Origin of the sequence: Microbacterium sp. CH12i (assembly GCF_000685355.1) — a bacterium.
Classification (GTDB): Bacteria; Actinomycetota; Actinomycetes; order Actinomycetales; family Microbacteriaceae; genus Microbacterium.
This window is the reverse complement of the sequence record NZ_JHET01000006.1, coordinates 235,120-258,932: the sequence shown is the minus strand read 5'-3', so window position 1 is coordinate 258,932 and position 23,813 is coordinate 235,120. Positions and strand designations below refer to the sequence as shown.

The 23,813-nt window shown below is 64.1% G+C and carries 24 protein-coding genes, 1 tRNA gene and 5 pseudogenes; 9 read left to right on the top strand and 21 right to left on the bottom strand.

Going from position 1 to position 23,813, the window contains the following annotated elements; all coding sequences use genetic code 11:
* Window positions 1-62: 62 nt before the first annotated feature.
* The 7 genes and pseudogenes from DC31_RS19335 to DC31_RS07695 all read right to left on the bottom strand — a co-directional run.
* A pseudogene (locus tag DC31_RS19335) lies at window positions 63-173 on the bottom strand (hypothetical protein); the annotation flags it as partial.
* A complete protein-coding gene (locus tag DC31_RS07720; RefSeq protein WP_235201394.1) occupies window positions 173-607 on the bottom strand; it encodes a TadE family protein in 435 nt (144 codons plus the stop codon). The gene DC31_RS07720 and the pseudogene DC31_RS19335, both read right to left, overlap by 1 nt.
* Complete coding sequence (locus tag DC31_RS07715; RefSeq protein ID WP_036278691.1) at window positions 597-998, bottom strand: TadE/TadG family type IV pilus assembly protein; 402 nt, start codon at window positions 996-998, stop codon at window positions 597-599. Before DC31_RS07715 ends, DC31_RS07720 begins: the two co-directional genes overlap by 11 nt.
* A gap of 1 nt (window position 999) precedes the next feature.
* Window positions 1,000-1,197, bottom strand: a complete 198-nt coding sequence (locus DC31_RS07710; protein WP_036278690.1) for a hypothetical protein — start codon at window positions 1,195-1,197, stop codon at window positions 1,000-1,002.
* Window positions 1,198-1,219: 22 nt separating this feature from the next.
* On the bottom strand, window positions 1,220-2,158 hold the full coding sequence (locus DC31_RS07705) for a type II secretion system F family protein (protein ID WP_036278688.1): 939 nt from the start codon (window positions 2,156-2,158) through the stop codon (window positions 1,220-1,222).
* The gene (locus DC31_RS07700; protein WP_036278686.1) at window positions 2,155-3,018 is read right to left on the bottom strand and encodes a type II secretion system F family protein; all 864 of its coding nucleotides are present in this window, start codon (window positions 3,016-3,018) and stop codon (window positions 2,155-2,157) included. The genes DC31_RS07705 and DC31_RS07700 overlap by 4 nt, the downstream gene beginning before the upstream one ends.
* Window positions 3,015-4,157 carry a CpaF family protein gene (locus DC31_RS07695; protein WP_036278913.1) on the bottom strand — a complete coding sequence of 381 codons (1,143 nt, stop codon included), beginning with the start codon at window positions 4,155-4,157 and terminating at the stop codon, window positions 3,015-3,017. Before DC31_RS07695 ends, DC31_RS07700 begins: the two co-directional genes overlap by 4 nt.
* A 133-nt stretch (window positions 4,158-4,290) precedes the next feature.
* On the opposite strand from DC31_RS07695, the gene DC31_RS07690 reads away from it, so the two are divergent.
* Window positions 4,291-4,372 (top strand) — tRNA-Leu (locus tag DC31_RS07690).
* Between the two features lie 47 nt (window positions 4,373-4,419).
* Window positions 4,420-5,178 (top strand): DedA family protein, encoded by a 759-nt coding sequence (locus DC31_RS07685; RefSeq protein WP_036278684.1) that lies wholly within the window; start codon window positions 4,420-4,422, stop codon window positions 5,176-5,178.
* A gap of 27 nt (window positions 5,179-5,205) precedes the next feature.
* Here DC31_RS07685 and ku read toward each other — a convergent pair whose 3' ends face one another.
* Window positions 5,206-6,012, bottom strand: a complete 807-nt coding sequence (ku, locus tag DC31_RS07680; protein ID WP_036278682.1) for a non-homologous end joining protein Ku — start codon at window positions 6,010-6,012, stop codon at window positions 5,206-5,208.
* A 61-nt stretch (window positions 6,013-6,073) separates the two neighbouring features.
* Here ku and ligD point away from each other — a divergent pair.
* Window positions 6,074-8,010: pseudogene (ligD, locus tag DC31_RS07675) on the top strand (non-homologous end-joining DNA ligase).
* A gap of 3 nt (window positions 8,011-8,013) precedes the next feature.
* On the opposite strand, the pseudogene DC31_RS07670 reads toward ligD, so the two are convergent.
* The 4 genes and pseudogenes from DC31_RS07670 to murI all read right to left on the bottom strand — a co-directional run bounded on the left by DC31_RS07670 (window position 8,014) and on the right by murI (window position 11,233).
* A pseudogene (locus tag DC31_RS07670) lies at window positions 8,014-8,930 on the bottom strand (cation diffusion facilitator family transporter).
* Between the two features lie 108 nt (window positions 8,931-9,038).
* The gene (gene rdgB, locus DC31_RS07665; protein ID WP_036278680.1) at window positions 9,039-9,632 is read right to left on the bottom strand and encodes an RdgB/HAM1 family non-canonical purine NTP pyrophosphatase; all 594 of its coding nucleotides are present in this window, start codon (window positions 9,630-9,632) and stop codon (window positions 9,039-9,041) included.
* Between the two features lies 1 nt (window position 9,633).
* Window positions 9,634-10,371 (bottom strand): ribonuclease PH, encoded by a 738-nt coding sequence (rph, locus tag DC31_RS07660; RefSeq protein ID WP_036278677.1) that lies wholly within the window; start codon window positions 10,369-10,371, stop codon window positions 9,634-9,636.
* A pseudogene (murI, locus tag DC31_RS07655) lies at window positions 10,368-11,233 on the bottom strand (glutamate racemase). The gene rph and the pseudogene murI overlap by 4 nt, the downstream one beginning before the upstream one ends.
* A gap of 65 nt (window positions 11,234-11,298) precedes the next feature.
* Here murI and DC31_RS07650 point away from each other — a divergent pair.
* Window positions 11,299-12,624 carry a nicotinate phosphoribosyltransferase gene (locus DC31_RS07650; RefSeq protein WP_036278675.1) on the top strand — a complete coding sequence of 442 codons (1,326 nt, stop codon included), beginning with the start codon at window positions 11,299-11,301 and terminating at the stop codon, window positions 12,622-12,624.
* Window positions 12,625-12,638: 14 nt separating this feature from the next.
* On the opposite strand, the gene DC31_RS07645 is transcribed toward DC31_RS07650, so the two are convergent.
* From DC31_RS07645 to DC31_RS07630, 4 genes are read right to left on the bottom strand one after another with little or no spacing between them, the layout of a single operon-like run.
* Window positions 12,639-12,905 carry a DUF3039 domain-containing protein gene (locus DC31_RS07645; protein WP_036278673.1) on the bottom strand — a complete coding sequence of 89 codons (267 nt, stop codon included), beginning with the start codon at window positions 12,903-12,905 and terminating at the stop codon, window positions 12,639-12,641.
* 51 nt (window positions 12,906-12,956) lie between these two features.
* Window positions 12,957-15,155 (bottom strand): ABC transporter ATP-binding protein, encoded by a 2,199-nt coding sequence (locus tag DC31_RS07640; protein ID WP_235201393.1) that lies wholly within the window; start codon window positions 15,153-15,155, stop codon window positions 12,957-12,959.
* 44 nt (window positions 15,156-15,199) lie between these two features.
* Window positions 15,200-15,574: a hypothetical protein gene (locus tag DC31_RS19330; RefSeq protein ID WP_036278671.1), complete on the bottom strand. Its 375-nt coding sequence runs from the start codon at window positions 15,572-15,574 to the stop codon at window positions 15,200-15,202.
* Window positions 15,571-15,972 carry a hypothetical protein gene (locus DC31_RS07630; RefSeq protein ID WP_152545370.1) on the bottom strand — a complete coding sequence of 134 codons (402 nt, stop codon included), beginning with the start codon at window positions 15,970-15,972 and terminating at the stop codon, window positions 15,571-15,573. The genes DC31_RS19330 and DC31_RS07630 overlap by 4 nt, the downstream gene beginning before the upstream one ends.
* 232 nt (window positions 15,973-16,204) lie before the next feature.
* Between DC31_RS07630 and DC31_RS07625 the strand changes: the two genes are divergently transcribed.
* The 3 genes from DC31_RS07625 (at window position 16,205) to DC31_RS18415 (ending at window position 18,318) form a co-directional block, all read left to right on the top strand.
* Window positions 16,205-16,897 carry a phosphocholine cytidylyltransferase family protein gene (locus DC31_RS07625; RefSeq protein WP_036278668.1) on the top strand — a complete coding sequence of 231 codons (693 nt, stop codon included), beginning with the start codon at window positions 16,205-16,207 and terminating at the stop codon, window positions 16,895-16,897.
* Between the two features lie 85 nt (window positions 16,898-16,982).
* Window positions 16,983-17,936 (top strand): hypothetical protein, encoded by a 954-nt coding sequence (locus DC31_RS07620; protein ID WP_036278666.1) that lies wholly within the window; start codon window positions 16,983-16,985, stop codon window positions 17,934-17,936.
* Between the two features lie 232 nt (window positions 17,937-18,168).
* Window positions 18,169-18,318 carry a hypothetical protein gene (locus tag DC31_RS18415; RefSeq protein ID WP_160173215.1) on the top strand — a complete coding sequence of 50 codons (150 nt, stop codon included), beginning with the start codon at window positions 18,169-18,171 and terminating at the stop codon, window positions 18,316-18,318.
* Between the two features lie 12 nt (window positions 18,319-18,330).
* Here DC31_RS18415 and DC31_RS07610 read toward each other — a convergent pair whose 3' ends face one another.
* Window positions 18,331-18,636, bottom strand: coding sequence for a helix-turn-helix domain-containing protein (locus tag DC31_RS07610; protein ID WP_036278664.1), 306 nt, complete (start codon window positions 18,634-18,636; stop codon window positions 18,331-18,333).
* A gap of 243 nt (window positions 18,637-18,879) precedes the next feature.
* Between DC31_RS07610 and DC31_RS07605 the strand changes: the two are divergent.
* Both DC31_RS07605 and DC31_RS07600 read left to right on the top strand, forming a co-directional pair.
* A pseudogene (locus tag DC31_RS07605) lies at window positions 18,880-20,468 on the top strand (acyl-CoA carboxylase subunit beta).
* Window positions 20,465-20,686 (top strand): acyl-CoA carboxylase subunit epsilon, encoded by a 222-nt coding sequence (locus tag DC31_RS07600; protein ID WP_036278662.1) that lies wholly within the window; start codon window positions 20,465-20,467, stop codon window positions 20,684-20,686. The pseudogene DC31_RS07605 and the gene DC31_RS07600 overlap by 4 nt, the downstream one beginning before the upstream one ends.
* Before the next feature lie 154 nt (window positions 20,687-20,840).
* Here DC31_RS07600 and DC31_RS18680 read toward each other — a convergent pair whose 3' ends face one another.
* The 4 genes from DC31_RS18680 to DC31_RS07585 form a co-directional block, all read right to left on the bottom strand.
* Window positions 20,841-21,131, bottom strand: coding sequence for a hypothetical protein (locus tag DC31_RS18680; RefSeq protein ID WP_200872882.1), 291 nt, complete (start codon window positions 21,129-21,131; stop codon window positions 20,841-20,843).
* A gap of 125 nt (window positions 21,132-21,256) precedes the next feature.
* Window positions 21,257-21,904, bottom strand: coding sequence for a hypothetical protein (locus DC31_RS07595; protein ID WP_200872881.1), 648 nt, complete (start codon window positions 21,902-21,904; stop codon window positions 21,257-21,259).
* Entirely contained in the window at window positions 21,901-23,136 is a 1,236-nt protein-coding gene (locus DC31_RS07590) for a sensor histidine kinase (protein WP_036278910.1), read from the bottom strand. The genes DC31_RS07595 and DC31_RS07590 overlap by 4 nt, the downstream gene beginning before the upstream one ends.
* Window positions 23,126-23,788 (bottom strand): response regulator, encoded by a 663-nt coding sequence (locus tag DC31_RS07585; protein ID WP_036278660.1) that lies wholly within the window; start codon window positions 23,786-23,788, stop codon window positions 23,126-23,128. Before DC31_RS07585 ends, DC31_RS07590 begins: the two co-directional genes overlap by 11 nt.
* Between the last annotated feature and the right edge of the window lie 25 nt (window positions 23,789-23,813).

The window sequence follows — 23,813 nt, the reverse complement described above, 5'->3', positions numbered from 1 at the left end:
GCCATCGGCGCGGCGAGCGCGGCGGCATCGGCGAGGGAGTCGAGGCGCTTCTGCGCGATGTAGAGGTCGGTCGCACAGGTGCACACGAAGATCAGTGCGATCGCGAGCACAACGTAGCCGAGGAGGAGCGGAAGGATGCTGCCTTCCTCATCGTACTCCTGGGGTCGCCGCATCATCCGGTGCCCCAGAGCCGGGAGACTTTCTGCGCGGCTACCGCACGCAGCGGGATACTCGCTGCGGTGTCGAGCCCGAAGATCGGCGGCACGAATGGGAGGGAGACGAAGGTACTCACGGTGACGAGCACGGTTGCACCCGCAGAGGGGCATTCCACGCCGGCCGGGGTGCACGTCACTGATACCTCGACGTTTCCGCCGTCCATCCCGTACTCGTCAATGACGTTTGCGAGCAGTGCATCGCTGTTGGCTGCAGCAGTTGCTGCGTCATCCGCTTGCCCAATCACGCGGGCGGTGTGACGGGCTGCGGCTTCAACTCCGAGCAGGTGCTCCTGAATGGCTCCGAGCGTGATGACCAGATACACGAGCGGTACGAGAAAGATGACGCCGACGGTGATGAACTCCATCGCGGCAGAACCGTCGTCATTCGTCACCCAGCGACTCCAATGGCGCATCGGCATCCACCTCCATCGCGAACGGAATGCCCAACAGTCCGATGACGGGCAGCGTGGTGCGGACGGTCACGACAGCCGTCGGCTGTCCGAGCCGATCGCTCTCGGCGACCGTGATGTCTTCGGCAAAGCTGTCACCGACGGCTCGGGTGATCGAGAGCCTCGTGTGCTCTGCGCCTTCACCCAGCGCGGTGTCGGCGAGAGCGGCGTAGTACGCCCCTTCGACAGCGGCATCGTGGACGACATTACGCACGTACATGGCGAGTCCCAGTTGCAGAACAGCGAGAGTCAGAACGGTGAGGAGCGAGCCGACGAGCACGAACTCGACAGGACTCGAACCCTGTTCGTCGTCAATTGCCGCCCGCCAGCGCATCTCAGGGTCCGGACACTCGCGAGATCGCCTGTTCGAAGAGTCCGGTGAGGGCGGGGCCCGCAACTGCCCAGATCAAAACGACAAGTCCGGCCGTCATCAATGTCACCAAGACCCATCCGGGCACATCACCGACCTCGTCTTCGGCGAGCTCTCGGGCGTCGGCCGTCACGCCTATCCACCAGCGTTGGATTCGATTCATTTTCGTTCCTCTCTTCGGTGACTCAGCCGATGCCGAGTCGCAGGATGAACACACCAGGAAAAACCGCAAATAGAACGGAAAGCGGCAAAATCAGGAAGACAAGCGGCATCAACATGTAGATTTCACGCTTTCCGGCCTGCTCGATCAGCACGCGCTTCGCGTCCTCGCGGGCGTCTGAGGCCTGTGCGTGCAAGACAGTGGCCAGCGGCGCACCGTGCTCAAGCGCCGCGACGATCTGATCGACAGCACGGGAAAGGCCCGGCAGACGCAGTCGCGTCGACATCTCGCCGAGAGCGGTCGCCAGCGGTGACCCTGTCCTGACAGCCAGAACCACCTGTCGTAGCTCCTGGGTCAGCTCCCCGGACCCCACCGCGGCCACTCGGCGCAGAGCATCGAGGAACCCTTCACCGGCGGACAGACACAACGCCAGAAACTCCAGGGTGGTTGGTAGCTCGTCGCTCAACCTGGTCATTCGCGCTTTCACTCGCGAGGAGAGCAGTAGATCGACCGCGATTGCTGCCGCCCCGCCGACGAGCACTGGTAGCACCGCGGCCGGTGGCGACAGGCGTCCTGCCAGCGCGAGCGCGACGACCAGGACGCTTCCCAGGCCGAATCCCGCAAGCGCCCAGCCGAGCTGTCGTCCTCGGAACGCCGCCGCGTCGGCTTGGAGACCTGCCCGAGCGAGCCGGAGAGACAGTGCGGTGCTATCGCCGAACGCACGTGCGAACGCCGCCCGTAGCCGGGCCCATCCACCACCGATGTGGGCCGGAAGAATACCGGCTTTCGGCAGCACTCCGAATGGCAGCGCGAAGTCATCGACGGCATCCCGCACATACGGCGCGATGCGCGTAGCCAATGACGCGGCATGCCAGCGCGGGGCGGCAGCGAGAATGCAGAGGATGCCGGCCGCCAGGATTCCGCCCAGCAGGACTGCCATCGCAGCATCCGTGACCCCGCTCATGCGAACCACCGTCGAGGCTCTGGCAGCCGACCGATGCGCACCATGATTCGATAGGCGACCACTGACATCGCTGCACCAGCACAGATCACGAGCACGCCCTCGGCGCTGGCGTACGCCTGCGCTCCTTCCGGACGAAGCGCGAGCAGGCCGAGGATCACCCACGGCGCCACGACCCCGAGCACCGCGGCGCCGCGAATCCACGACTGGCGCGCCTCGACCTCGCCCCGCAGTGCGGCGTCGGCACGCACCGAGGCTGAGAGCGCACGCAGGACGCCGGTGAGCTCAGTGCCGCCAACTTCTCGCGCCATCTTCAGCGTCTCGACGATGCGATCGGCAATGGGATCAGCGACAGTCGCCTTCAGCCGCTCAATGCTGCTCTCGAAGCGGCCAGTGGAGTGCAGATCCCGCGCGAACACCACGAAAGCCGGACGCACCATCGTCGGCGCCGATTCCGCCAGACTCGCCACTGCATCCGGCAACGACAGTCCAACGCGGATCGACGCGATGAGTAGATCGCAGACGTCCGGCCAGAGCTGACGCCTGGCCTTGAGCAGGCGCAGTCGACGCGCACGCAGGAACGCGATCGGCGCTGTCGCCGCGGCGAACCCCGCGAGAACCGCCAGCACCGCAATGGCAGTGACTAACCAGACAACGGATGCCGCAGCAAGCGCAATCGCGGCAATGACGGCGACCATGGTGCGCTGTTCTACCGACGCATAGCCAGCTTCATCGATGAGTCGAGCGAGCCACCCGTCGCGCGTCGTCGTTCGCGTTGCCTTCTTCTCACGATGAGGCCACAGCCACGGCGACACGCACAGCAGCAGCCCGGCTGCGAGCAGCGCTCCGACCAGCAGCGTCATGCTCGAGCCTCAGTCCGGTACAGCGACCTCGTGATGAGCCGGCCCTCGACGACCTCACCGGTAGGCGCGATCACCTCGGCGACGTACCGCTCGCCTGCACTATCTCGCGCGCAGTGCACAACGAGCGAGACGGATGCCGCGAGCGCCGGCGCGATGAAGGAACGGTCGATGTTGCGGCCGGCGAGCAGCGGAAGGATCGTGAGCTTCTCGATCGCCTCCACCGCGGAGTTCGCGTGAACGGTTCCGGCACCCGGTACACCGGTGTTCAACGCGAGCACAAGGTCAAGCGCCTCGGCATCACGCACCTCGCCCACGACCAGTCGGTCAGGCCGCATGCGCAGCGCTTCTTTCACGAGGCGGCGAAGGGTGATCTCGCCGCTCCCCTCCAAACTCGCCTGACGTCCCTGCAGCGCAACGACATCCGGCCCGTCGACTGCAAGTTCGAAAGTCTCCTCCACTGTGATGATGCGCTGCGCGTGGGCGCAGGTCGCCAACAGCGCACCGAGAAGCGTGGTCTTGCCCGCGTGCGTGGCACCCGAAACAATGATGCTGCTCCCGTCACGCATCGCCCGGCTCAACAGGTCTGCGACGTCGGGCGGCACCGACCCCAGCTCAACCAGTGACTCCAGCGTGCGGTAGCGCGGCAAGAATTTACGGATATTCAGCGCCCACGAGCCGCGCACCACATCCGCGATGGCGACGTGCAGCCTCGATCCGTCCGGTAGCGATGCGTCGACGAAAGGCTGACTGATGTCGACCCGGCGGCCGGTGGCCTGCAGCATCCTCTCGACGAGTTCGCGCACCATCGCATCGGTGAGCCGCATCGCCACACGCTCTGAAACGCCGGATCGCGCCACGAAGACGCGGTCGGGCCCGTTCAACCAGATCTCCTCGATCTCGGGATCATCAAGAAGAGGTTGAAGGGGCCCGAACCCGCTGACCGATGCGAGCACATCCCGCACGCAGGCAGTCTCATCGTCGATCATCGCTTCTCCACGCGACAACGCCAGATCGTTATGCCGTCGCACTTCTGCCTGCGCGATCCGTCTGGCCTCCTCCGGCGCAACGGACGGATCGGTCTGCTCCGCCCGCAGCCGACGGCGAACGCGCTCGGCAACGAGGAGGGACGGCTGGCTCACTCCGGCATCCTCGCAAGAATCGAGCATCAGCCTCGAAAGTTATCCACAGGGTAGCGTCGGGGTTTCCGGAATTATCATGGTGGGTGCCCTGATGTTCGAGCGTCTGATTGCGCACCTAGAATGGAATCACCGCGCGGAAGTGGTGGAATTGGTAGACACGCAGGATTTAGGTTCCTGTGCCTCAGGGCGTGTGGGTTCAAGTCCCATCTTCCGCACAGATAGCACCATCTGACCGCTGCACGACGCTGCTTGACGGGACCCCATGCATCACATCGCACTCATCCCCTGGCTCGATCCGGAACTCATCATCGGAGCAGCTGGTCCCTGGGCGTTGCTGGTGGTGTGCTTCATCGTGTTCGCGGAGACCGGTCTACTGATTGGTTTCCTGCTGCCCGGCGACACTCTGCTCGTGATCGCGGGGCTACTCACCCACACCAACAACGTGTTCGGGTTGAACATCTGGCTGGTGGCTCTGCTCATCGCTCTCGCCGCGTTCGCCGGCGGTGAAGTCGGGTACCTGATCGGCCACAAGGGCGGACCTGCGGTATTCGAACGCAAGGAATCCGGGCTGTTCAGTCGCAAGAACGTAGAGCGAACGAACGCGTACTTCGAACGCTACGGCGGTCTCACCGTGATCCTGGCTCGTTTCGTGCCCATCGTCCGCACATTCGCGCCCGTCGCCGCGGGTGTCGGTCACATGCCGTGGAAGAAGTACAGCCTCTACAACCTCATCGGGGCACTCCTTTGGGGCTTCGGTCTGACGATGCTCGGCTACGTCATCGCGTACATCCCGTGGATCGCAAAGCTGGTCACCGACTACATCGACATCATCCTGCTCGCGGCCGTCGGCGGCACCGCAATCATCACGCTCTGGCACTACTTCTCAGAGCGACACAAGGTAAAGAAAGAACTCGCCGCTGGCGGCGACCCCGACACCGATGCCTCTGAAGCAGAAGAACTGACGCTTAAGCCCGGAGTTTTCGACCGTGCACCCGACGTTGACGAGGACGGCACGCGCTAAGCCGCTCCGGCGTCAGGGCGTGGGGCGTCAGGCAGTATCAGCGCGCTTCTCTTTCGAGCGTGCCACGCTCGCGCGCAGTGCCTCCATGAGGTCAATGACCTCGCCGCCTTTGCCTTCGACCTGCTCGTCTTTGAATGTCTCGGCTACGTCGAAGCCTTCGCCCGCCTCGATCTTGGCGTCAATGAGCGTGCGGAGTTCCTGCTGGTATTCGTCGACGAACGACTCCGGATCAAAGTCGCTGGAGTAACTCTCTACGAGACTCGCCGACAGCTCGAGCTCCTTCTTCGAGATCTTCACGTCGTCGTTCAGCGAGTCAAACGATGCCTCGCGCACCTCGTCCGCCCACAGCAGCGTCTGCAGTACGAGCACGTCGCCACGCACCCTCAGCGCCGCGAGCCGCGTCTTCTGACGCAGAGTGAAGCGCACGATCGCGGTGCGATCCGTCGCTTCGAGAGTCTTGCGCAGCAATACATATGCCTTGGGAGACTTCGAATCAGGCTCCAGGTAATACGCCTTATCGAGCGTGAGCAGATCTACCTGCTCGCTCGGCACGAATTCGACGACATCTATCTCACGGCTGCGCTCTGCCGGAAGGGCATCAAGATCTTCCTTCGTAAGCACGACCATCTGACCATCATCCTCAAACGCGCGGTCGATGTTCGAGTACGCGACGACTTCTCCGCAGATCTCACAGGTGCGCTTGTAGCGGATGCGCCCGCCATCCTCGTCGTGCACCTGATGCAACGAAACGTCGTGATCTTCGGTGGCCGAGTACACCTTCACCGGCACGTTCACGAGCCCGAAAGTCAGGGCTCCCTTCCAAATCGTCCTCATACACACCAGTACACACCGCCGATGGCCATGGATGCCAGGGGCTTGCCGTTACTCTTTCGTCATGCCCAGCAACGCACAGGTCGTCGATGTCGACGGTCGCCGCGTGCGTCTGACCAATTTCGACAAGGTGCTCTACCCAGAAACCGGCACCACCAAGGGCGAGATCATCGCCTACTACACCGCCGTTGCGCCACGCTGCTCCCGCTTCTCGCGGGACGCCCCGTCACTCGTAAACGCTGGGTGCACGGCGTGGGGACGGCGGATGCTCCAGCCGACGCGTTTTTCGCCAAACAGGTGGAGCCAGGCACTCCCGACTGGGTGCGCCGGCTGCCCATCGAGCACTCCGGCGGAGCGAAGGAGTATCCCCTGGTCGATGACCTGCCGACTCTCGTCTGGCTCGCGCAGGTCGCCAGCATCGAACTGCACGTGCCGCAGTGGCGGTTCGACAAGGACAACCGACGGCGGAACCCTGACCGTCTCGTGCTCGACCTTGACCCTGGACCGGGCGCCGACCTCGCACTGTGTGCGCACGTTGCCCGTCTCGCTCGAGCGATCCTCAGCGACATCGGGCTCGACCCGGTACCCGTGACGAGCGGCAGCAAGGGCATTCACCTCTACTGCCACCTTGACGGCACCCAGACCAGCGATCAGGCCTCTGCCGTGGCCCGCGAACTCGCCCGCGCTATCGAAGCTGATCACCCCGACATTGCGACCAGCACGATGGCGAAGGCCGTGCGCGAAGGCCGAGTCTTCCTCGACTGGAGTCAGAACAACGGCAAGAAGACGACAATCTCGCCCTACTCGCTGCGTGGGCGCGCTCACCCCACCGTGGCCGCTCCCCGCAGCTGGGACGAACTCGATGACCCGTATCTCCGCCAGCTGCGCTTCGATGAGCTCGCCGAACGGGTCGAGGCCGGCATGGATCCGTTCGCGGCGCTGGTCACGAACGCGGCATCCGCGACGACACCGCAGCGCACGGTAACCGCACCGCGCCGTGCCAAACCGTCGATGCCTCCACCGTCTGAAGAGATGCCCTCCGCCGTCCCCCAGGCGATGCTCGCCGAATCGGGAACGCCCGGTCTCGTTCGCGCTCTGCGTGCACCGTGGATTGAGATCAAGTGGGACGGAATCCGCGCGCTCGGCACGTGGTCCGGCGGTCGAATGCACCTGCATGCCCGCAGCGGCATCGACATCACATCCCGATACCCGGAACTCACCGCAGACGGTACGCCGCACTTTGCGGTTGCCGACGCGATCGTCGACGGCGAGATCGTCGCCCTCGACGCTTCTGGTCGCCCCAGCTTCAGCAGACTGCAGAATCGGATGCACCTGACCAAGGCCCGGGAGATCGAGCGCGAGGTCGTGCGCACTCCGATCGTCTACTACCTCTTTGACCTGCTCCGCCTCGACGGTCACGACCTCACCGGCGTTCCGCTGCGAGAGCGGCGTGCGTTGCTGGAGACCCTCGCAGAAAGCGCCGAAGGCCCGGTCACCGTCCCGCCGGTCTTCGATGACCTCGAGGCGGCGATGCAGATGAGCCAGACTTTCGGACTCGAGGGCGTGGTCGCCAAAGAATCCTCGTCGGGTTACCGCCCCGGCATCCGATCCGGGTCCTGGCTGAAGATCAAGCACACCCGCATGCAGGAGGTGGTGATCGCCGGCATCCGCCCCGGTAAAGGCGACCGCGAAGGCAGCATCGGATCGCTCCTGCTTGCGATTCCTGCAGAGACGGGCTTGCGCTACATCGGGCGAGTCGGGACCGGGTTCACCGAGCGGATGCTGCGCGATCTCACAGCCCTTCTCGAGCCGCTGCGCACCGACAGCACACCCGTTGTCGGCGTGCCTGACGCAGATGCCCGTGACGCACTCTGGGTCACGCCCACACTCGTCGGCGAGGTGGAGTTTGCGAACTGGACGCCAGACGGCATCCTGCGCCACTCGCGCTGGCGGGGCCTGCGGCCAGACAAAACGGCCGACGAGATCGTCGTCGAAAACTGAGCGCTACGCGTGCGTGTCCTCGCACTCGGCGGCGCCCTCTGGCTCGATCTGGAACGTCGAATGCGCCACGTCGAAGTGTTCCGTGAGGCATCCCTGCAACTGCTCGAGCAGCGCTCCCGACGTCCAGACTCAAGCAGCGCCGGGTCAACCTTGACGTGTGCGGTGAATACCGGCGCTCCGCGTGTCAGCTGCCACACGTGCACGTCGTGCACGCTACTGACTCCCTCGTAGCCGAGCAGGTGTGCACGAATCTCGCTGACCTGCGTGTCTTTCGGCGCCGACTCCGACAGTACGGAAAACACCTCGCGCAGCAACGTGATGGCTCGAGGAATAATCATCACCGCGATGAGGAGAGAGGCGATCGCATCCGCCGGCATCCATCCCGTCGTAACGATGACGATGGCCGCGATGATCACTGCGGCAGACCCGATCATGTCGCCGAGCACCTCAAGGTACGCACCACGCACGTTGATGCTCGTATTCTGCGCGCTGCTCAGCAACCACATCGCGACCGCGTTTGCGATCAGACCGATCACCGCGACGATGAGCATCAGTGGACCAGCCACATCTGTGTCGGTGGGTGTGAGGAGTCGTTGCACGCCTTCGATGCCGACCAGCAGTGACAGCACGATGAGGATGATGGCGTTGATCAGTGCGCCAAACACCTCTGCCCGCTGGTACCCGAAGGTGCGACGGTCATCAGCGGGCCGCGCGGCCACCGCACTAGCGATCAGCGCGACGACAAGAGCCGAAGCGTCGGTGAACATGTGCGCGGCATCCGCCAGCAACGCGAGCGACCCGGTGAGAGCTGCACCAACCACCTGCACGATCATCACGGTCGCGGTGATGCACAGCGAGATGGTCAGCAATCTGCGGTTGCTGGAACCGCGGATCCCTCCACCGTGTGCGTGATCATGCATGCCACCAGGCTACGAGAGAACTCGGCCGTCAGAGGCCGTTTCCCCTAGTCGGGAAGGGTAACAATTCTCAGTAGCGACAGCGGGTCCTCAAAATCAGTGTGTTATACGTCAGAGCGTCTTCAAAAGCGGGATGAAAGACTCAAAGGCACGGGCCCGATGCGACTGCGACTGCTTCTCGTGCGCCGTGAGCTCTGCCGCAGTACGCTCTGCACCCTCTGACTGGCCGTCAGGGATGAAGATCGGGTCGTAGCCGAAACCGCCGGCACCCGCTGCCTCGCGTGCGAGCCGACCTGGCCACACCCCCGCAACCGTGTGCTCGACGCCGTCCGGAGTCACCAGCGCGATTGTGGAAACGAACTGCGCGGTACGGTGCGGGTCGTCGATGTCGGCGAGCTGGTCTAGCAGCAGATCCAGGTTCGCGGTGGCGTCCTTCTTCTGCCCAGCCCAGTACGCCGAGAAGATGCCCGGCGAACCACCGAGCACATCCACGCAGATACCAGAATCGTCGGCGAATGCCGCGAGCCCGGTATGCGCGGCGGCGGCGCGCGCCTTGATCAGGGCGTTCTCGGCGAAGGTCACGCCGTCTTCGACCGGCTCCGGACCGTCATATCCGATGACCTCGAGGTCGGGGCGAGTCATCGCCACGATCTGCTGAAACTCGGTGATCTTGTGCGCGTTGTGCGTGGCGAGGACGACCTTCATGTCACTCGCCCGCAAGCGCTGCCAGCTGGTGGCCCTTCAACGTCTCGCAGCCGGCGAGACCGAGCTCAAGAAGCGCGTCGAGTTCGCGCTTGTCGAACGGTGCACCCTCGGCGGTGCCCTGCACCTCAACGAACAGGCCACGGCCGGTGACGACGATGTTCATGTCGGTCTCGGCACGAACGTCTTCGACGTATGGCAGATCGAGCATAGGAGTGCCGTCGATGATCCCGACCGAGATCGCAGCGACCGAGTCGAGCAGTGGCTGAGCCTTCTGGGCGATGAACTTCTTCTTGCGGCCCCACTCAATCGCATCGGCGAGCGCCACGTATGCGCCGGTGATCGCGGCGGTGCGGGTGCCGCCGTCGGCCTGCAGCACGTCGCAGTCGATGACGATCGTATTCTCGCCCAGCGCCTTGGTGTCGACAACCGCGCGGAGCGCGCGGCCAATGAGACGCGAGATCTCATGGGTGCGTCCGCCAATGCGGCCCTTGACGCTCTCGCGGTCGTTGCGGCTGTTGGTCGCACGGGGCAGCATTGCGTACTCCGCCGTCACCCAACCCTTGCCCTTGCCGGTGAGCCAGCGCGGCACGCCGTTGGTGAAGGATGCCGTGCACAGCACCTTCGTGCCGCCGAAGCTGATGAGAGCTGAGCCCTCAGCCTGTGCGCTCCAGCCTCGTTCGATCGTGATCTCACGGAGCTGGTCAACGGAGCGGCCGTCGGCCCGGACGATGTCAGTCATGAATTTCCTTCGGGGTTTTGTACGCCGGCCTCAGCCAGCTCTGTCAGGTCGGGAAGTGTGATCACACCGGTCTGCACGTGCTGAACGTTGCGCACTTCAGCACCCATCAGACGGTTGGCCAACGTCGTGAACTCTTCGGTGGATTCGCCGGTCGCCTCATAGACATAACTGGCGAGAGCATCCGGCGGGGCCAACAGGTTGCCGCGGACGAGCTGCCGGTAGACATCACCGGCAGTTTCGTCGTCGCTGGAAACGAGGGTCACGCCCTCCCCCATCACGTAGCTGATCGCGCCGCGCAGGAATGGGTAATGGGTGCACCCGAGCACGAGCGTGTCGACTTCGGCGTCGCGAAGCGGCGCCAGATATTCTTCGGCGACGGCGAGTACCTCCGAGGTGCCAGTGACCCCCGCCTCGACGAAGTCAACAAACCTCGGGCAGGCAGCGGTGAAGACTTCCAGGCGCTCGTTGACCTCGAGCATGTCTTGATACGCGCGGGAGCCGATCGTGCCCGCCGTTCCGATGACGCCGATGCGTCGATTGCGCGTGGTGGAGACAGCGCGGCGCACAGCCGGACCGATGACCTCGACGACGGGTACGTCGTAGCGCTCCCTCGCATCGCGGAGCATGGCTGCGGATGCCGTATTGCAGGCGATGACCAGCATCTTCACGCCCTGATCGACAAGGGTGTCGAGCACCTCGAGCGAGTAGCGGCGGACGCAGCGATGGGCTTCGGTCCGTACGGCGAATGTGCGGTGTCACCGATGTAGACGAGCGATTCACGAGGCAGCTGAGCGCGGATCGCGCGAGCCACCGTAAGCCCACCGACACCGGAGTCGAAGATCCCGATGGGTGCGTCGTTCATGACTAACCAGCCTACCTGCTGCCATTGCGAACGGCGCGTGCCGCCACGCTCACTAGGCTGAGCGCATGACCTCGTCGACGGCGCTGCTCACAGACCGATACGAACTCACCATGCTGGCGGCCGCGCTGCGTGACGGCACCGCCGCACGGCCCAGCGTCTTCGAACTGTTCGCCAGACGCCTGCCCGGCGGTCGACGCTTCGGCGTTGTCGCCGGCACAGGGCGTCTACTCTCGCTGCTGCGCGATTTCCGCTTCGGCGACGATGAATTGCGATTCTTGCGTGATGGCGATGTGGTGGATGCCGAGACGCTGAAGTACCTCGAGAAGTACCGTTTCACGGGATCCATCCAGGGCTACCGTGAGGGCGAGCTGTACTTTCCCGGCTCCCCTATCCTCACGGTCGAGGGCTCCTTCGCCGATGCCGTGGTGTTGGAGACGCTGGCGCTCAGCGCGCTCAACCATGACTCTGCCATCGCCACGGCCGCATCTCGGATGAGCATTGCGGCTGGCGAACGCCCCCTGGCCGAAATGGGCTCACGTCGAGCCGCAGAATGGTCTGCGGTTGCTGCGGCCCGTGCCGCACACATCGCAGGTTTCAGCGCGACGAGCAACCTCGAAGCGGGCCGGCAGTGGGGTATCCCAACGATGGGCACCGCCGCACACTCGTGGACGCTTCTGCACGACACCGAAGAAGATGCCTTCCGGGCGCAGATCGAAAGTCTCGGCACCGACACCACGCTGCTCGTCGACACGTACGACATCCGCAAGGGTGTCGAAACAGCGATTCGGGTCGCCGGCACCGGACTCGGCGGAGTGCGCCTCGACTCCGGCGACCTGCCTACCGTCGCGGCAGCTGTACGCACGCAGCTCGACCAGCTCGGCGCGACCGACACGAAAATCACTGTCACGAGCGACCTCGACGAGTACGCGATCGCGGCTCTCGCGGCATCCCCTGTCGACTCGTATGGGGTCGGCACCTCCGTTGTCACTGGCTCTGGCTACCCCACAGCCGGCATGGTCTACAAGCTTGTCGCTCGCAGGGACTCTTCCGGTGCGTGGGTCGGCGTTGCGAAAGCCTCGACGGACAAGGGCTCAAAGGGCGGACGCAAAGCTGCCTTCCGCACGCTTCGCGACGGTGTTGCTACGGCAGAGACCATCGTCATCTCAGACGGCTTCGAAGATCTGAGCACGCCGGCAGAGCATTCTGACGCCCGCCCGCTTCAGATCACGCTGGTTGACGGAGGCGAAATCGACCGCGCCTACGAGGGTGCGGAGGGCACGGCATCCGCTCGCGAGCACCACATGCGGGTACGCGAAGAGATGCCGGTGCGCGCGCTGGCGCTCAGCAAGTCGGATCCTGCGATCCGGACGGTGTTTCTCGACGCAGAGTAGCCAGTAATCGGCGCTCAGCCGACCATCGACTCGTAGATCTCTTTGCACGTGGGGCAGATCGGGAACTTCTCCGGATCGCGACCCGGCGTCCACTTCTTGCCGCACAGCGCGCGCACCGGCTTACCCGACATCGCGGACTCGAGAATCTTGTCTTTTTTGACATAGTGCGAGAAGCGCTCGTGGTCGCCTGGCTCAAGGTTCTCTTCGTTGAGAAGTTCTTCCAGTTCGCGATCGAGCGTTGCCACGCCGCCCTGATCGGGGCTGTCCAGCGGAGTACTCATAGCGGTGAGTCTAACCGTCCTGACGATGGTGCGGGGCGGATGCGGCGTCACTCAAGCGGTCTCAACGAACTCCATGAGCCGTTCGCCGCCGCGATCGTAGATGCGTCCGCCGATGAGCGCGCCGATTGCGAGCATCGCAACTCCCGTCCCGAGCCCGACCCAGAATGTCGTGGGATTGTACGCACCGTTCTCGATGATGGTCATGACGAACAGCCACAGGGTCGGTGCGCTGACGATGAGCGTCCCGAGGAACGCGCTGGCGGGGCCGAAACCGCCACGGGATGCTGATCGCTGAGGTTGCTGGAACGGGCTGTCGCCGGGCCGCGAGACCGCGTACGGCGACACCACCGACGAGATGCTCGAGAGCCCAAGCCCCGAAAGGAACAGGCTCGCCGCGACACCGATCATCGGCAGGAGCAGGTACCAGCTCTCGACGAGAGCGAGTGAGAGCGGGATAGCGATCGCGAGCACCGGAATGGCGACCAGCGCGACCGGGATGAGGCGTCCGAAGCGGTCAGAAAGTCCGCGCACCCCGCTCGCAACGTGGGTCCAGAAAGCTGTCGAGTCGTAGGCCACATCGTTGTGCGGCAGCCACCCGAAGAACAAGGCCATGACGGGAACCGGCACGAGGGCTGCGATGTACAGCGGGACGCCGGCGACGACCAGCGGGAAGACCGTGAGAACACCGGCGATCGGCACGACGATGATGTTGACGATGTAGCGACGATCACGCAGCCAGTAGACGAGGCTTCGTGCGGCAATCGCTCCGAAAGCGTTGGCTGGCAACAGGGCGAACCAGCCGAGCCCCGACCGCTCGCGGGATGCCACGGGACGTTCGGTACTGGTCAGTAGGCGGCGCACCAGCCACGACCACAGCATCCACAAGGCCACCAGGGTCACTCCGGCAACGATGCCGCCGAGCCACATGCCTGCGACATCACCGGCAGCGATCGCGAAGGCGAAGCCGGGAATCGCCGCAAGCGGGGTAAGAGCAATCACTCCTGTGACAGCGGCCACCGGGATCGGCACTTGCCCATCCCATTCGAGCGAAGCCAGAAACACCGCCACCGGGAACGCCACGACAACAACCGCCAGCGCGAACAGGGCGGTGAGCTCTCGCGAACGTCGCTCTGGCAACAGGAGGGCGCTGAGCGCCATCCCAACACGTGCTGCGAGCGCCGAGGCGACCACTGCGAGCAGCAGTGCGACTGCGGCGATGGGCCACGGCGTCCCGAGCTCGACGACGACGACGAGAGCGCAGACGCCGACTGCGAGCAATGCCAAGGACGGGATGCTGATGAGCGAAGCGAGCGCGAGAATCCAGAGCATCTGACGGTCATCGACACCGAAAACCCCGAAACGCCTCGGATCAAGCTGATCGACCGTGCCGGTGAGGATCGGTCCGATAAGGAAGCCGAGTAATATGGCCGCGCCACCGAGCACGATCACGGCACGCGCGACGGCCAGGGGTGCGTTGCCAAGGCTCAGGACGGCGACGCAGACGGCGACAGTGGCGATAACGATCGCGGCGAAGCCCAGTAGTGTTCGCACGGCTCTTCCACCACGGAAGGCGCCGAGCATGAGCGCCAGCCTTAGTCGGAGAATGTGTGCAGCCACTCGAGCCCCTCCACCTCGCCGATGCCGCCGGAAAGCTCGACGAAGCGCGCTTCCAGAGTCTGACCGGCACGAACCTCTTCGACGGTTCCCTCTGCCAGCACGTCTCCCCCCGACGATGATCGCCACTCGCGAGCAGACGCGCTCGACCAGATCCATGCCGTGGCTGGAGAGGATGACGGTGCCACCATGCGCAACGTAGGCACGGAGGATATCGAGGATGACTGCTGAGGAGACCGGATCCACAGATTCGAAGGGTTCGTCCAGGACCAGCACGCGCGGGGAGTGAATCATGGCGCCGGCGAGCATGATCTTCTTGGTCATACCCGCGGAGTAGTCCGAGACGACGCGGCTGAGAGCATCAACGAGGTCGAAGGCACGCGCAAGGTCAGCGGTGCGCTTCTCAATGACGTCAGCGGAGAGCCCGCGGAGCAGTCCGTAATAGTGCAGCAACTGCCTGCCGGTGAGCCTGTCGAAGGTGCGAAGGCGATCGGGCAACACACCCATGATGCGCTTCGCAGCCAATGAGTCGGTCGCCTGGTCGATGCCGCAGACGACGACCTGGCCGGCGCTCGCGCGTAAAAGTCCGGCGAGAATCGACAGCGTGGTGGTCTTGCCGGCACCGTTCGGACCCACGATTCCGTAAAAGGAGCCGGCTGGAACCGTGAGGTTGATGTCGTTCAGCGCACGGTGATCGCCGAAGTTTTTTTGACGAGACCACGAATGACAATCGCGTCGGCGGCTGAGGCAGTCGAGGGGACGTCTTCATCGGATGCCAGAGTCGCGGCCAGCTCGACAGGCGACTCAGCGACGATATCCTCTACGACCGGTTCAGCCGGCGCCTCTACTGATGCCTCTACGACTGGCGATGAAACCGCATCAGCGGTGGGGGCGGCGTCATCGGCAGACACAACGGGCTTCGGTCGAGCGGCGGGCTTCGCCGTGGGGCGCGAACGCGCGGCGGCCGGCTTGCGCGCAGGAGCCTTCGTGATGGGCGTCGGCTCAGGCACGCTGTTGGCGGCCTGCTCGACGTCAAGCTCTTCGGCGGCCTTCACGACGTCAAGCTCTTCGGCGGCCTTCCCATCTTCGGCAGCCTTCTCGTCTTCGGCAGCCTTCGCTGCTGCCGCTTTCGCAGCCGCGGTCTTCGCGGCCGCCCTCTTCGCCGCAGCAGCTTTCGCGGCAGCGGTCTTCGCTGCAGTCGTCTTCGCGGTCGTCGGTTGGCTGCCGAGCGTGCGGCGGCCTGCTTCGCGGCGGCGGTCTTCGCGGCGGCGGTCTTCGCAGCCGAAGCCTTCGCCGCTGTGGTCTTCGCCGTTTCCGCCTTCGCTGCTGCAGCCGCTGCTGCGGTTCGCGGCGTGGTCTTCTTCGCCGCGGACGGGACCGCGTCGGGCGTGACCGAGGGGTCGTCCTTCACAACATCCGGCTGGGCGGTACGGTCATCGGGAGAAGCAGTCACCGTCCTAAGGTACCAATGGCCCTGGACTTTCTCTGGGTCGAGCGACACAATTCATATATCTGCTCTATGCACGGCATCCGACCTGTGTGTCAGGTGTGTACTCGATCACGAAATAGCAACGGCGGCCTTCTATCCCGGACCTACCCAGGGGCAATCGCTAGCATGAAGGCGGCACGAAGAAGTGTCTGGTCAATTAACTGACCGTGAACACAGATTCTTTTTAGGAGAAATCGTGACTCTTCAGACCGTCATTCTTGCCGCTGGCATGGGCTCACGCCTCGGCCGCGCCCTGCCGAAGCCCCTCACCGAGCTCGGCGACGGCCGCACCATCATGCAACAGCAGCACGAGAACATCCGTGCCGCCTTCGGCCGCGAGGCCCGCATCACTGCTGTCGTCGGCTATCGCGCCGAAACGATCATCGAGGCTTTCCCGCACGTCAACTACGTGCACAACGAGCGCTACGACGAGACCAACACGTCCAAGAGTCTTCTGCGCGCCCTCGGCGCGACAGGCAAGGGCGGTGTGTTGTGGATGAACGGCGACGTGGTCTTCGACCCGCGCATTCTTGGCCGCGCCATCGAGTTCATCGAGCGCGACCAGTCGTTCGTGACCGTCAACACCTCTAAGGTGAGCGACGAAGAGGTCAAGTACACCGTCACCGCAGAGGGCTTCATCAACCAGCTCTCGAAGAGTGTCAAGGGCGGACTCGGCGAGGCTGTCGGCATCAACTACATCTCGTCGATGCAGAAGAAGGCGTTCATGCGTCAGCTGCAGCGCGTCGACGACCAGGACTACTTCGAGCGTGGGCTTGAGCTCGCGATCGCCGAAGACGGTCTGTTGCTCGAGCCGATGGACGTCTCCGACCTGTACGCCGTCGAGGTTGACTTCGCTGAAGACCTCGAGCGGGCTAACTTGTACGTCTGATCTTTAACTTCCAGAGAGCCGCGCCCTTGATGAAGGGGCGCGGCTCTCTGCTTTTTCTCGGATACCAAACCTAGGATCTTCGGTGATGGCAAAGAAAGTGCACACGATCCACTCCCTCCCAAATGACGCCCCATGGGACAAGGGAGTACCACCCGTCGGCTCAGACGAGCATCCCGCCGCAGTGCGTGGACTCGATCGGGTGCTGGCCATCCAGCGCCCGCTCGTGCTGGCGCATATCCGTAGCATCCGTCTGCGCAACCCGGATGCCACTCCCGACAAACTGGTGCGCATCCTCGAGCGCCGCTACCTCGCCGCCGTCACGACTGGCGGCGCAGCGGTCGGCGCGACCGCCGTCGTTCCCGGAATCGGCACCGGCATCACTCTGGCGCTGTCGGGCGTTGAGACGCTCGGCTTCGTCGAGTCGACGGCACTGTTCGCGCAGTCCATCGCGGAGGTGCACGGCATCGCGATCGAGAACCCCGATCGTGCGCGTGCGCTCGTGATGACGCTGATGCTCGGCAAAGAAGGCGTCGACCTGGTCGGGCAGTTGGCCAAGCAGGCGACCGGTCGCGGTACGAACCGCTCGTCGTACTGGGGTGAGCTCGTGACCAAGTCGCTGCCTCGCGCAGCGGTAGGGCCCGTGGTCGACCGCCTTAAGACGATGTTCGTGAAGCAGTTCGCCGCGGCTGGCAGCGCGTCTTTCATCGGAAAGGCGCTTCCATTCGGGATCGGCGCAGCTGTCGGCGGGGCAGGGAACCACCTTCTTGGCCGGCGGGTGCTCACGACATCTCATCGCGCGTTCGGTGTCGCACCCGCGGTGCTGCCAGCAGAGCTTGAGCCAGTACCTGGCGCAGAAAAGCTGGAGATGCGGATGCTGCGGGGTGCACGGTATGCCGGAAACGCAGTCTCTGGTGCTGCGGGCACGGTGGCCAAGGGCGCTGGCTGGGCCGGGAACAAGGTGAGCGGCTTGACGCGCGGTAAGCGCAAGCCCAAGGAGCTGGACGAGTCAGTCTCTCCCTCCACAGACACCGATTCTTAGGGCTTCTCCCCCGTTCGCTCCAGACGCTCTCAGAGGGCGCTCGCATCGTCGGATGTCGGTCCTACCGTGGGCCGCATGCTACGACCCGTTGAACCGACTGAACAGCCTCCGCAACCCGCGTACCGAGTGCCGTGGCGCATCGAACGCGCCGACCCCACGCACCCCGTCGTCGTGAACGAGGGCCGGGATGCCGCCGATTTTGTGCGCGTTTTTCCGCGATCGTGGTGAAGGCGTGGATCGGACGCAGCTGTGGGGCCAAGTGCTGCCCGCCGAGCGGATCGAGCTCTGCCTCTGCGCCGCCGATATCGACGAAGTCGTCGTGACTCTGGCCTGGTTTCGGCAGGCCGATGGGCTGGAGTACGTCTGGCGGTTCGTTGTGTGAGCAGTCGCGGCCCTACTCAGCTTCGCGACGGCGTAGTTCGCGACGGAAGTCAGCCTCAGAGTATGGCTTGATGTCTTCGGGCAGGTCTGCCGCGGTCAGGTCGTGAAGGAAGACCGTCGGCTTGACCTCTAGCGCGGTCGCCAGCTGAATCAGCACGAACAGGGTCGGGTTGCCGATGCCACCTTCGATCCGCGCCAAGTGCGAGACGTCCATGTCGGCGCGCTCCGCCAGCTTCGCGCGACTCATCGTCGACTTCGCGCGCAACTCCCGAATCTGCAATCCGACACGCTCGGATGCTCGAGACCGGGGCGCTTTCATCCCTCAAGCATTACGACCAGACGCTTCTTCTCAACGCGCTTTTACGCATGGGCTTTTATACGATTCTTAACAAGATCACCAAGCTGACGTATCGAGGTACGCGATCTTCATCAGCACCTGCGATCGTGCCCGCGAACCTCCGCAATGACCAGCACCTTGGGAGCGGAACCCGCCAAAGGATCACGCAACCCGTTGTGCGAGGCATCCAACGCCCGACCGCATCTCGCTACTAGGGTTGAATCCGTGACGGACACCCCTGACCTCTTTACCACCGCCGGCAAGATCGCCGACCTTCGCGCTCGCTTCACCGAGGCCGTGGTCGACTCTGAGAAGGTCGCGAAACAGAAGCAGCACGCTAAGGGCAAGATGACCGCCCGCGAGCGCATCGAGCTTCTCGTCGACCCCGGCAGTTTCGTTGAGTTCGACGAGTATGTACGCCACCGCACCACTGCGTTCGGCATGGATCGCTCTCGGCCCTACGGCGACTCCGTCGTCACCGGAATCGGTACCATCCACGGACGCAACGTCGCCGTCTACTCGCAGGACTTCTCCACCTTCGGCGGTTCGCTTGGCGAGGTCGCGGGCGAAAAGATCATCAAAGTAATGGAATTCGCTCTCGCAGGCGGGATGCCCTGCATCGGCCTCCTCGACTCCGGTGCGCCCGCATCCAGGAAGGCGTCGTCGCCCTCGGCAAATACGGCGAGATTTTCCGCCTGAACACCCGCGCATCCGGCGTCATCCCGCAGATCTCCATCATCATGGGCCCGGCCGCCGGCGGCGCCGTCTACTCACCCGCCCTCACCGACTTCGTCATTATGGTCGACAAGACCAGCCAGATGTTCGTCACCGGCCCCGACGTCATCAAGACCGTCACCGGCGAGGACGTCGGCATGGAAGAGCTCGGCGGCGCATACACACACAACACCCGCTCGGGCGTGGCGCACTACCTTGCCAAAGACGAGGACGACGCTCTCGACTACGCGCGCACCCTGCTCAGCTTCCTTCCCGACAACAACATGGCCGAGCTCCCCTCCTACGAGACCGTGTTCGAGTTCGAGACGACGGATGCTGATCGCACCCTCAACACGATCATCCCCGACTCCGCGAACCAGCCATATGACATGCGCACAGTCATCGAGCATGTCGTCGATGATGGCGACTTCCTCGAAGTGCAGCCACTGTTCGCACCGAACATCCTCATCGGGTTCGGCCGCGTCGAAGGACGCACCGTCGGCGTCATCGCCAACCAGCCCTCGCAGATGGCCGGCACCCTGAACATCCAGGCCGGCGAGAAGGCCAGCCGCTTCGTCCGATTCTGCGACGCGTTCTCCATCCCCATCGTCACCCTCGTCGACGTGCCCGGATACCTTCCCGGCACCGACCAGGAGTGGGAGGGCGTCATCCGCCGTGGCGCAAAACTGCTCTACGCATATTCTGAAGCCACCGTGCCTCTTGTCACCGTGATCCTGCGGAAGGCCTACGGAGGCGCCTACATCGTGATGGGCTCCAAGCAGCTCGGCGCCGATGTCAACCTGGCCTGGCCTACCGCGGAGATCGCTGTGATGGGCGGACAGGGCGCCGTCAACATCCTCTACCGCGGCGAGATCAAGAAGGCTGAGGAGGACGGCGAGGATGTCGCCGCAGTACGCACCCGCCTCGCCAACGAATACACCTACGACGTCGCGTCCCCGTTCCTGGCTGCGGAACGCGGCGAGCTCGACGGCATCATCGAGCCGGCCAACACCCGCGTCTCGATCGCCAAGGCCCTCCGTTCCCTCCGCGGCAAGCGCGAGGAGCTGCCGCCCAAGAAGCACGGGAACATCCCGCTGTGACCAACGCCGATCAGCAGTCGCCCGATCTGCGGATCCTTCGCGGCACGGCCAACGAAGAAGAACTCGCCGCGCTCATCGCCGTCGTCACCGACTCGTATGAACGCGAATCGGCAGATGCTGTCGCCGAAGAACCACACATCTCGGCCTGGCAGCGCACCCGGCGCCCCATTCGCAAGCCTCTGCGCCGCGACATCCCCTGGGGACGCTTCTCGGGTTGAACGGCTTCCTGCCGGTTCTGGTCCACCAAAGTATCTTTGTCCCCCAAAGTACCTACAGACAACATGTTCGCTAAGGGTCAGACTTGATCCAACGCTTCGCGTTTGATCGGTCTCTCGGCCCCAGGGTAGGCAGACGACGATCGATCACCAGCGGTCAGTTTTCGGGTAACTGATCCGCACGCGGCGAGGGGCGGGCGTCTACGCCGCCCCTCGCCCATCTCCGAATTCTGGGGATCTCATGCCAGAGACCAACGGAATCTTCGTCTGAGGAGTCCCCCGCACCAGAGCGGCCGACGACCGTGACGGCGGTCTTCTCATCGCGCGCTGCGCGGATAATCACCCTGTCAGCTTCAGCGTGCGTGAGCACACCCGCGAGTTCATCGCGGATCTCGGCCCTGCGCTCTTCGTCGAGCTCATCCAGCCCACCCTCATCGAACACCGTCACTGCGACCCCTCGACGCCTGGCATCCTGAATTCCTTCGCGCACCGCGTCGTTCAGCAGGCTCGCACCGCGCAGCTCGTCTCGCAGACGCCCTTCGGCAAGCCTCGCCTCGAGACGCTCCTCCGCACTCAGCTGCCCGTGCGAGGCGATGGTTCTATCAACACGGGCCCGGCCGTACCCAGCGCGTACTTCACCCGCACACGGCGCTCCCGTTGACGAACCAGCTGCGTGGCATGCCACGCCGAAACCGCCTGTTGAATGTCGGCAAGGCGCTCAGTGTCGCGCACCGCACGATCCCAGAACAGCACCAGCAGTTGTGCCACGCACACCCACATGATCGAGCCGACGAGACCGAGTTCCAGCGCAACGAAGGGTCCGAGGAACGTCGAAGACAACGCCGCGAGGACACCGAGCACAAGCCATCCGGAAAGTAGTCGCCGCCTGACAATACACACCACCGCAAGAAGGCCCACCGCGCCGATGTACCACGTCGCAAAAGGTTCCGCCCGGTGGGCCGGGAGCAAAGACAGGCTCACCATAATGGGAATCGCGATACTGGCGATCACCGCGACGACACCCCACCACAGCGACATCCGCCCACCATCGGTAGATTCCACGAGCACCGTCGCGATAAGAACACCGAGATACAAGAGGATCGATGCGATCATCAGCAGCGGGGCCGTCGGCTGCACGATCCACCACACGGCACGCGCCGCAAAGTAGACTGCGAACCCGACGGCGAGTGCGGTGGCAACGCTACGAACCGAACGATTCATTCGCGCTCCCACCCGAGCACAACGGTGGTGCCGGCAGAGTCCGAATCAATAGTCGCGGACCCCGCCACCCCGGCCATGCGCGCGAGGATCGATGCGCTGATACCGAGCCGATCCTCGCCGATCTCGTCCGTGTTGAATCCGGGGCCGGTGTCACTGACTGTCACGGTAATCCCCTCATCTCCGTGCCCGGTCACCAGAATGTGGAGGCCACGACCACCGGCATGCGCGACGGCGTTACCGATCGCCTGACGTGCTGCCAACACCAGGGCGCGGGCGGGACGGCCAGGAATCTGGCCTGCTCCGCCGCGCTCCTCAACAATGGCGTCAGCACCGATCTCTGAGAGGGCGCGGCGCAGTTCAATCACTATCTGCGCGATGCCAACCGGCGCATCGCTGCCTTCCTGCGCGATCGTGGCTTCGGTGTTCGCGAGCCGAGTCAGAGCTTCCTTTGCCATCGCCACCGCGAGATCGCGAGCGCGGTCAGTGTCAGCGCGTTCCGCGGCGATCAGCGCGGCGAGCACGCTGTCGTGCATGAGAGCGGCCATGGCGACGCGCTCTTCTTCGGCTGCCACATCCGCTGCTGCCGCCGCGTACGACGCAACGGCACGTCCACGCGCCTCGTCCACACCGGCCGCGACCGAACGAAACATCCATCCCAGCGAAACGAGCACGATGCCGAGAATGAGAGTGAACGACACATCGAACGCCGTCGTGGTCCAGAAAGTGCTCGTGAACTCGCCCTCCACGAGACGCACGTATCCATAGAGCAGCGGCACTCCCACCACCCAAATGAGCTGCAGCCTCACCGGGAAAGCAAGCATCGCAGCCACCACCCCGACGTTCACGAGGAAGAAGATCCACGGCTGACCAGCAGTCGCCAAGTGCGAAGCATCCTGAACCAGCGGCCAGGCTGCGAGCGCCGCCAGGTAGATGACAGCAAAGATGCCTGACATCAGCGGCACAGCACGGCCGATCACGCAGGCGACCAACATGGCGATCAACGGCACGTAGACGATCACCATGAAAATGACGCGGACCGTCGATACGCCTTCCGACATCCCGCCGATAGCGGCGAACAGCGCCTGTACGCCGAGCATGGCCGACCCGATCGCCACGACCGTAGCGAGGATGCGCTCCATTCGCTTGCCCGTGAAGCGCTCAAACTCTGTCCCCACGGTGCCCGGAGACGGGATCTGGCTCCACGCGTCGCGGAGGACCGTGTCAGCCTGCACTGACGGCCCCATCGACCGCAACAATGCCGTCCTCCATCGCACGTCTGAGCAGATCGACCTTCGTCGGTGCGGGCCTGCCGACGTCGACGTACTTCACTCGCACACGTGTAATGTTCTCTTTCGCGGTTGAGTACGCCACACCAAGCCGCTCAGCGACAACCTTCAACGGCAGCCCCGCAGCGTACAGACGCAGAACCTCGCGCTCCCGCACCGAAAGCTGAGCGTCGGCAAAATCGCGGTCACCCTCAACGGCGCTCGCCCATTCGACGTTGTTGAGCGCATCGCCCCGGGCGACCGTTCGGATCGCATCGAGCACATCATCCAACGCGGACGATTTGCTGACGACGCCGGCGGCACCAGCGGCGAGCGCTTCACGCACAGCCGCCGGACGATCGGCGACGCTGTGGATGACGACGCTCGCACCGTCAGCGACGAGGTTTGCCACGTTCTCAGTGACAGTGGTGCCATCTCCCAGTGTGAGATCGAGCACGACGACATCGGCTGGCGCGGATCTGGTTGAGGCCCGCCAGTCCAGATATGACCCGACAGTGCTGCCGGAAAACACCACGCTCTGTGCTCCATCGCGCTCGCACGCAAGCTCGAGGCCGAGGCGAACGGACTCGTGATCGTCGATGAATGCGACGGTGCTCATGCTGTCAGCCTATCGATACGCACGA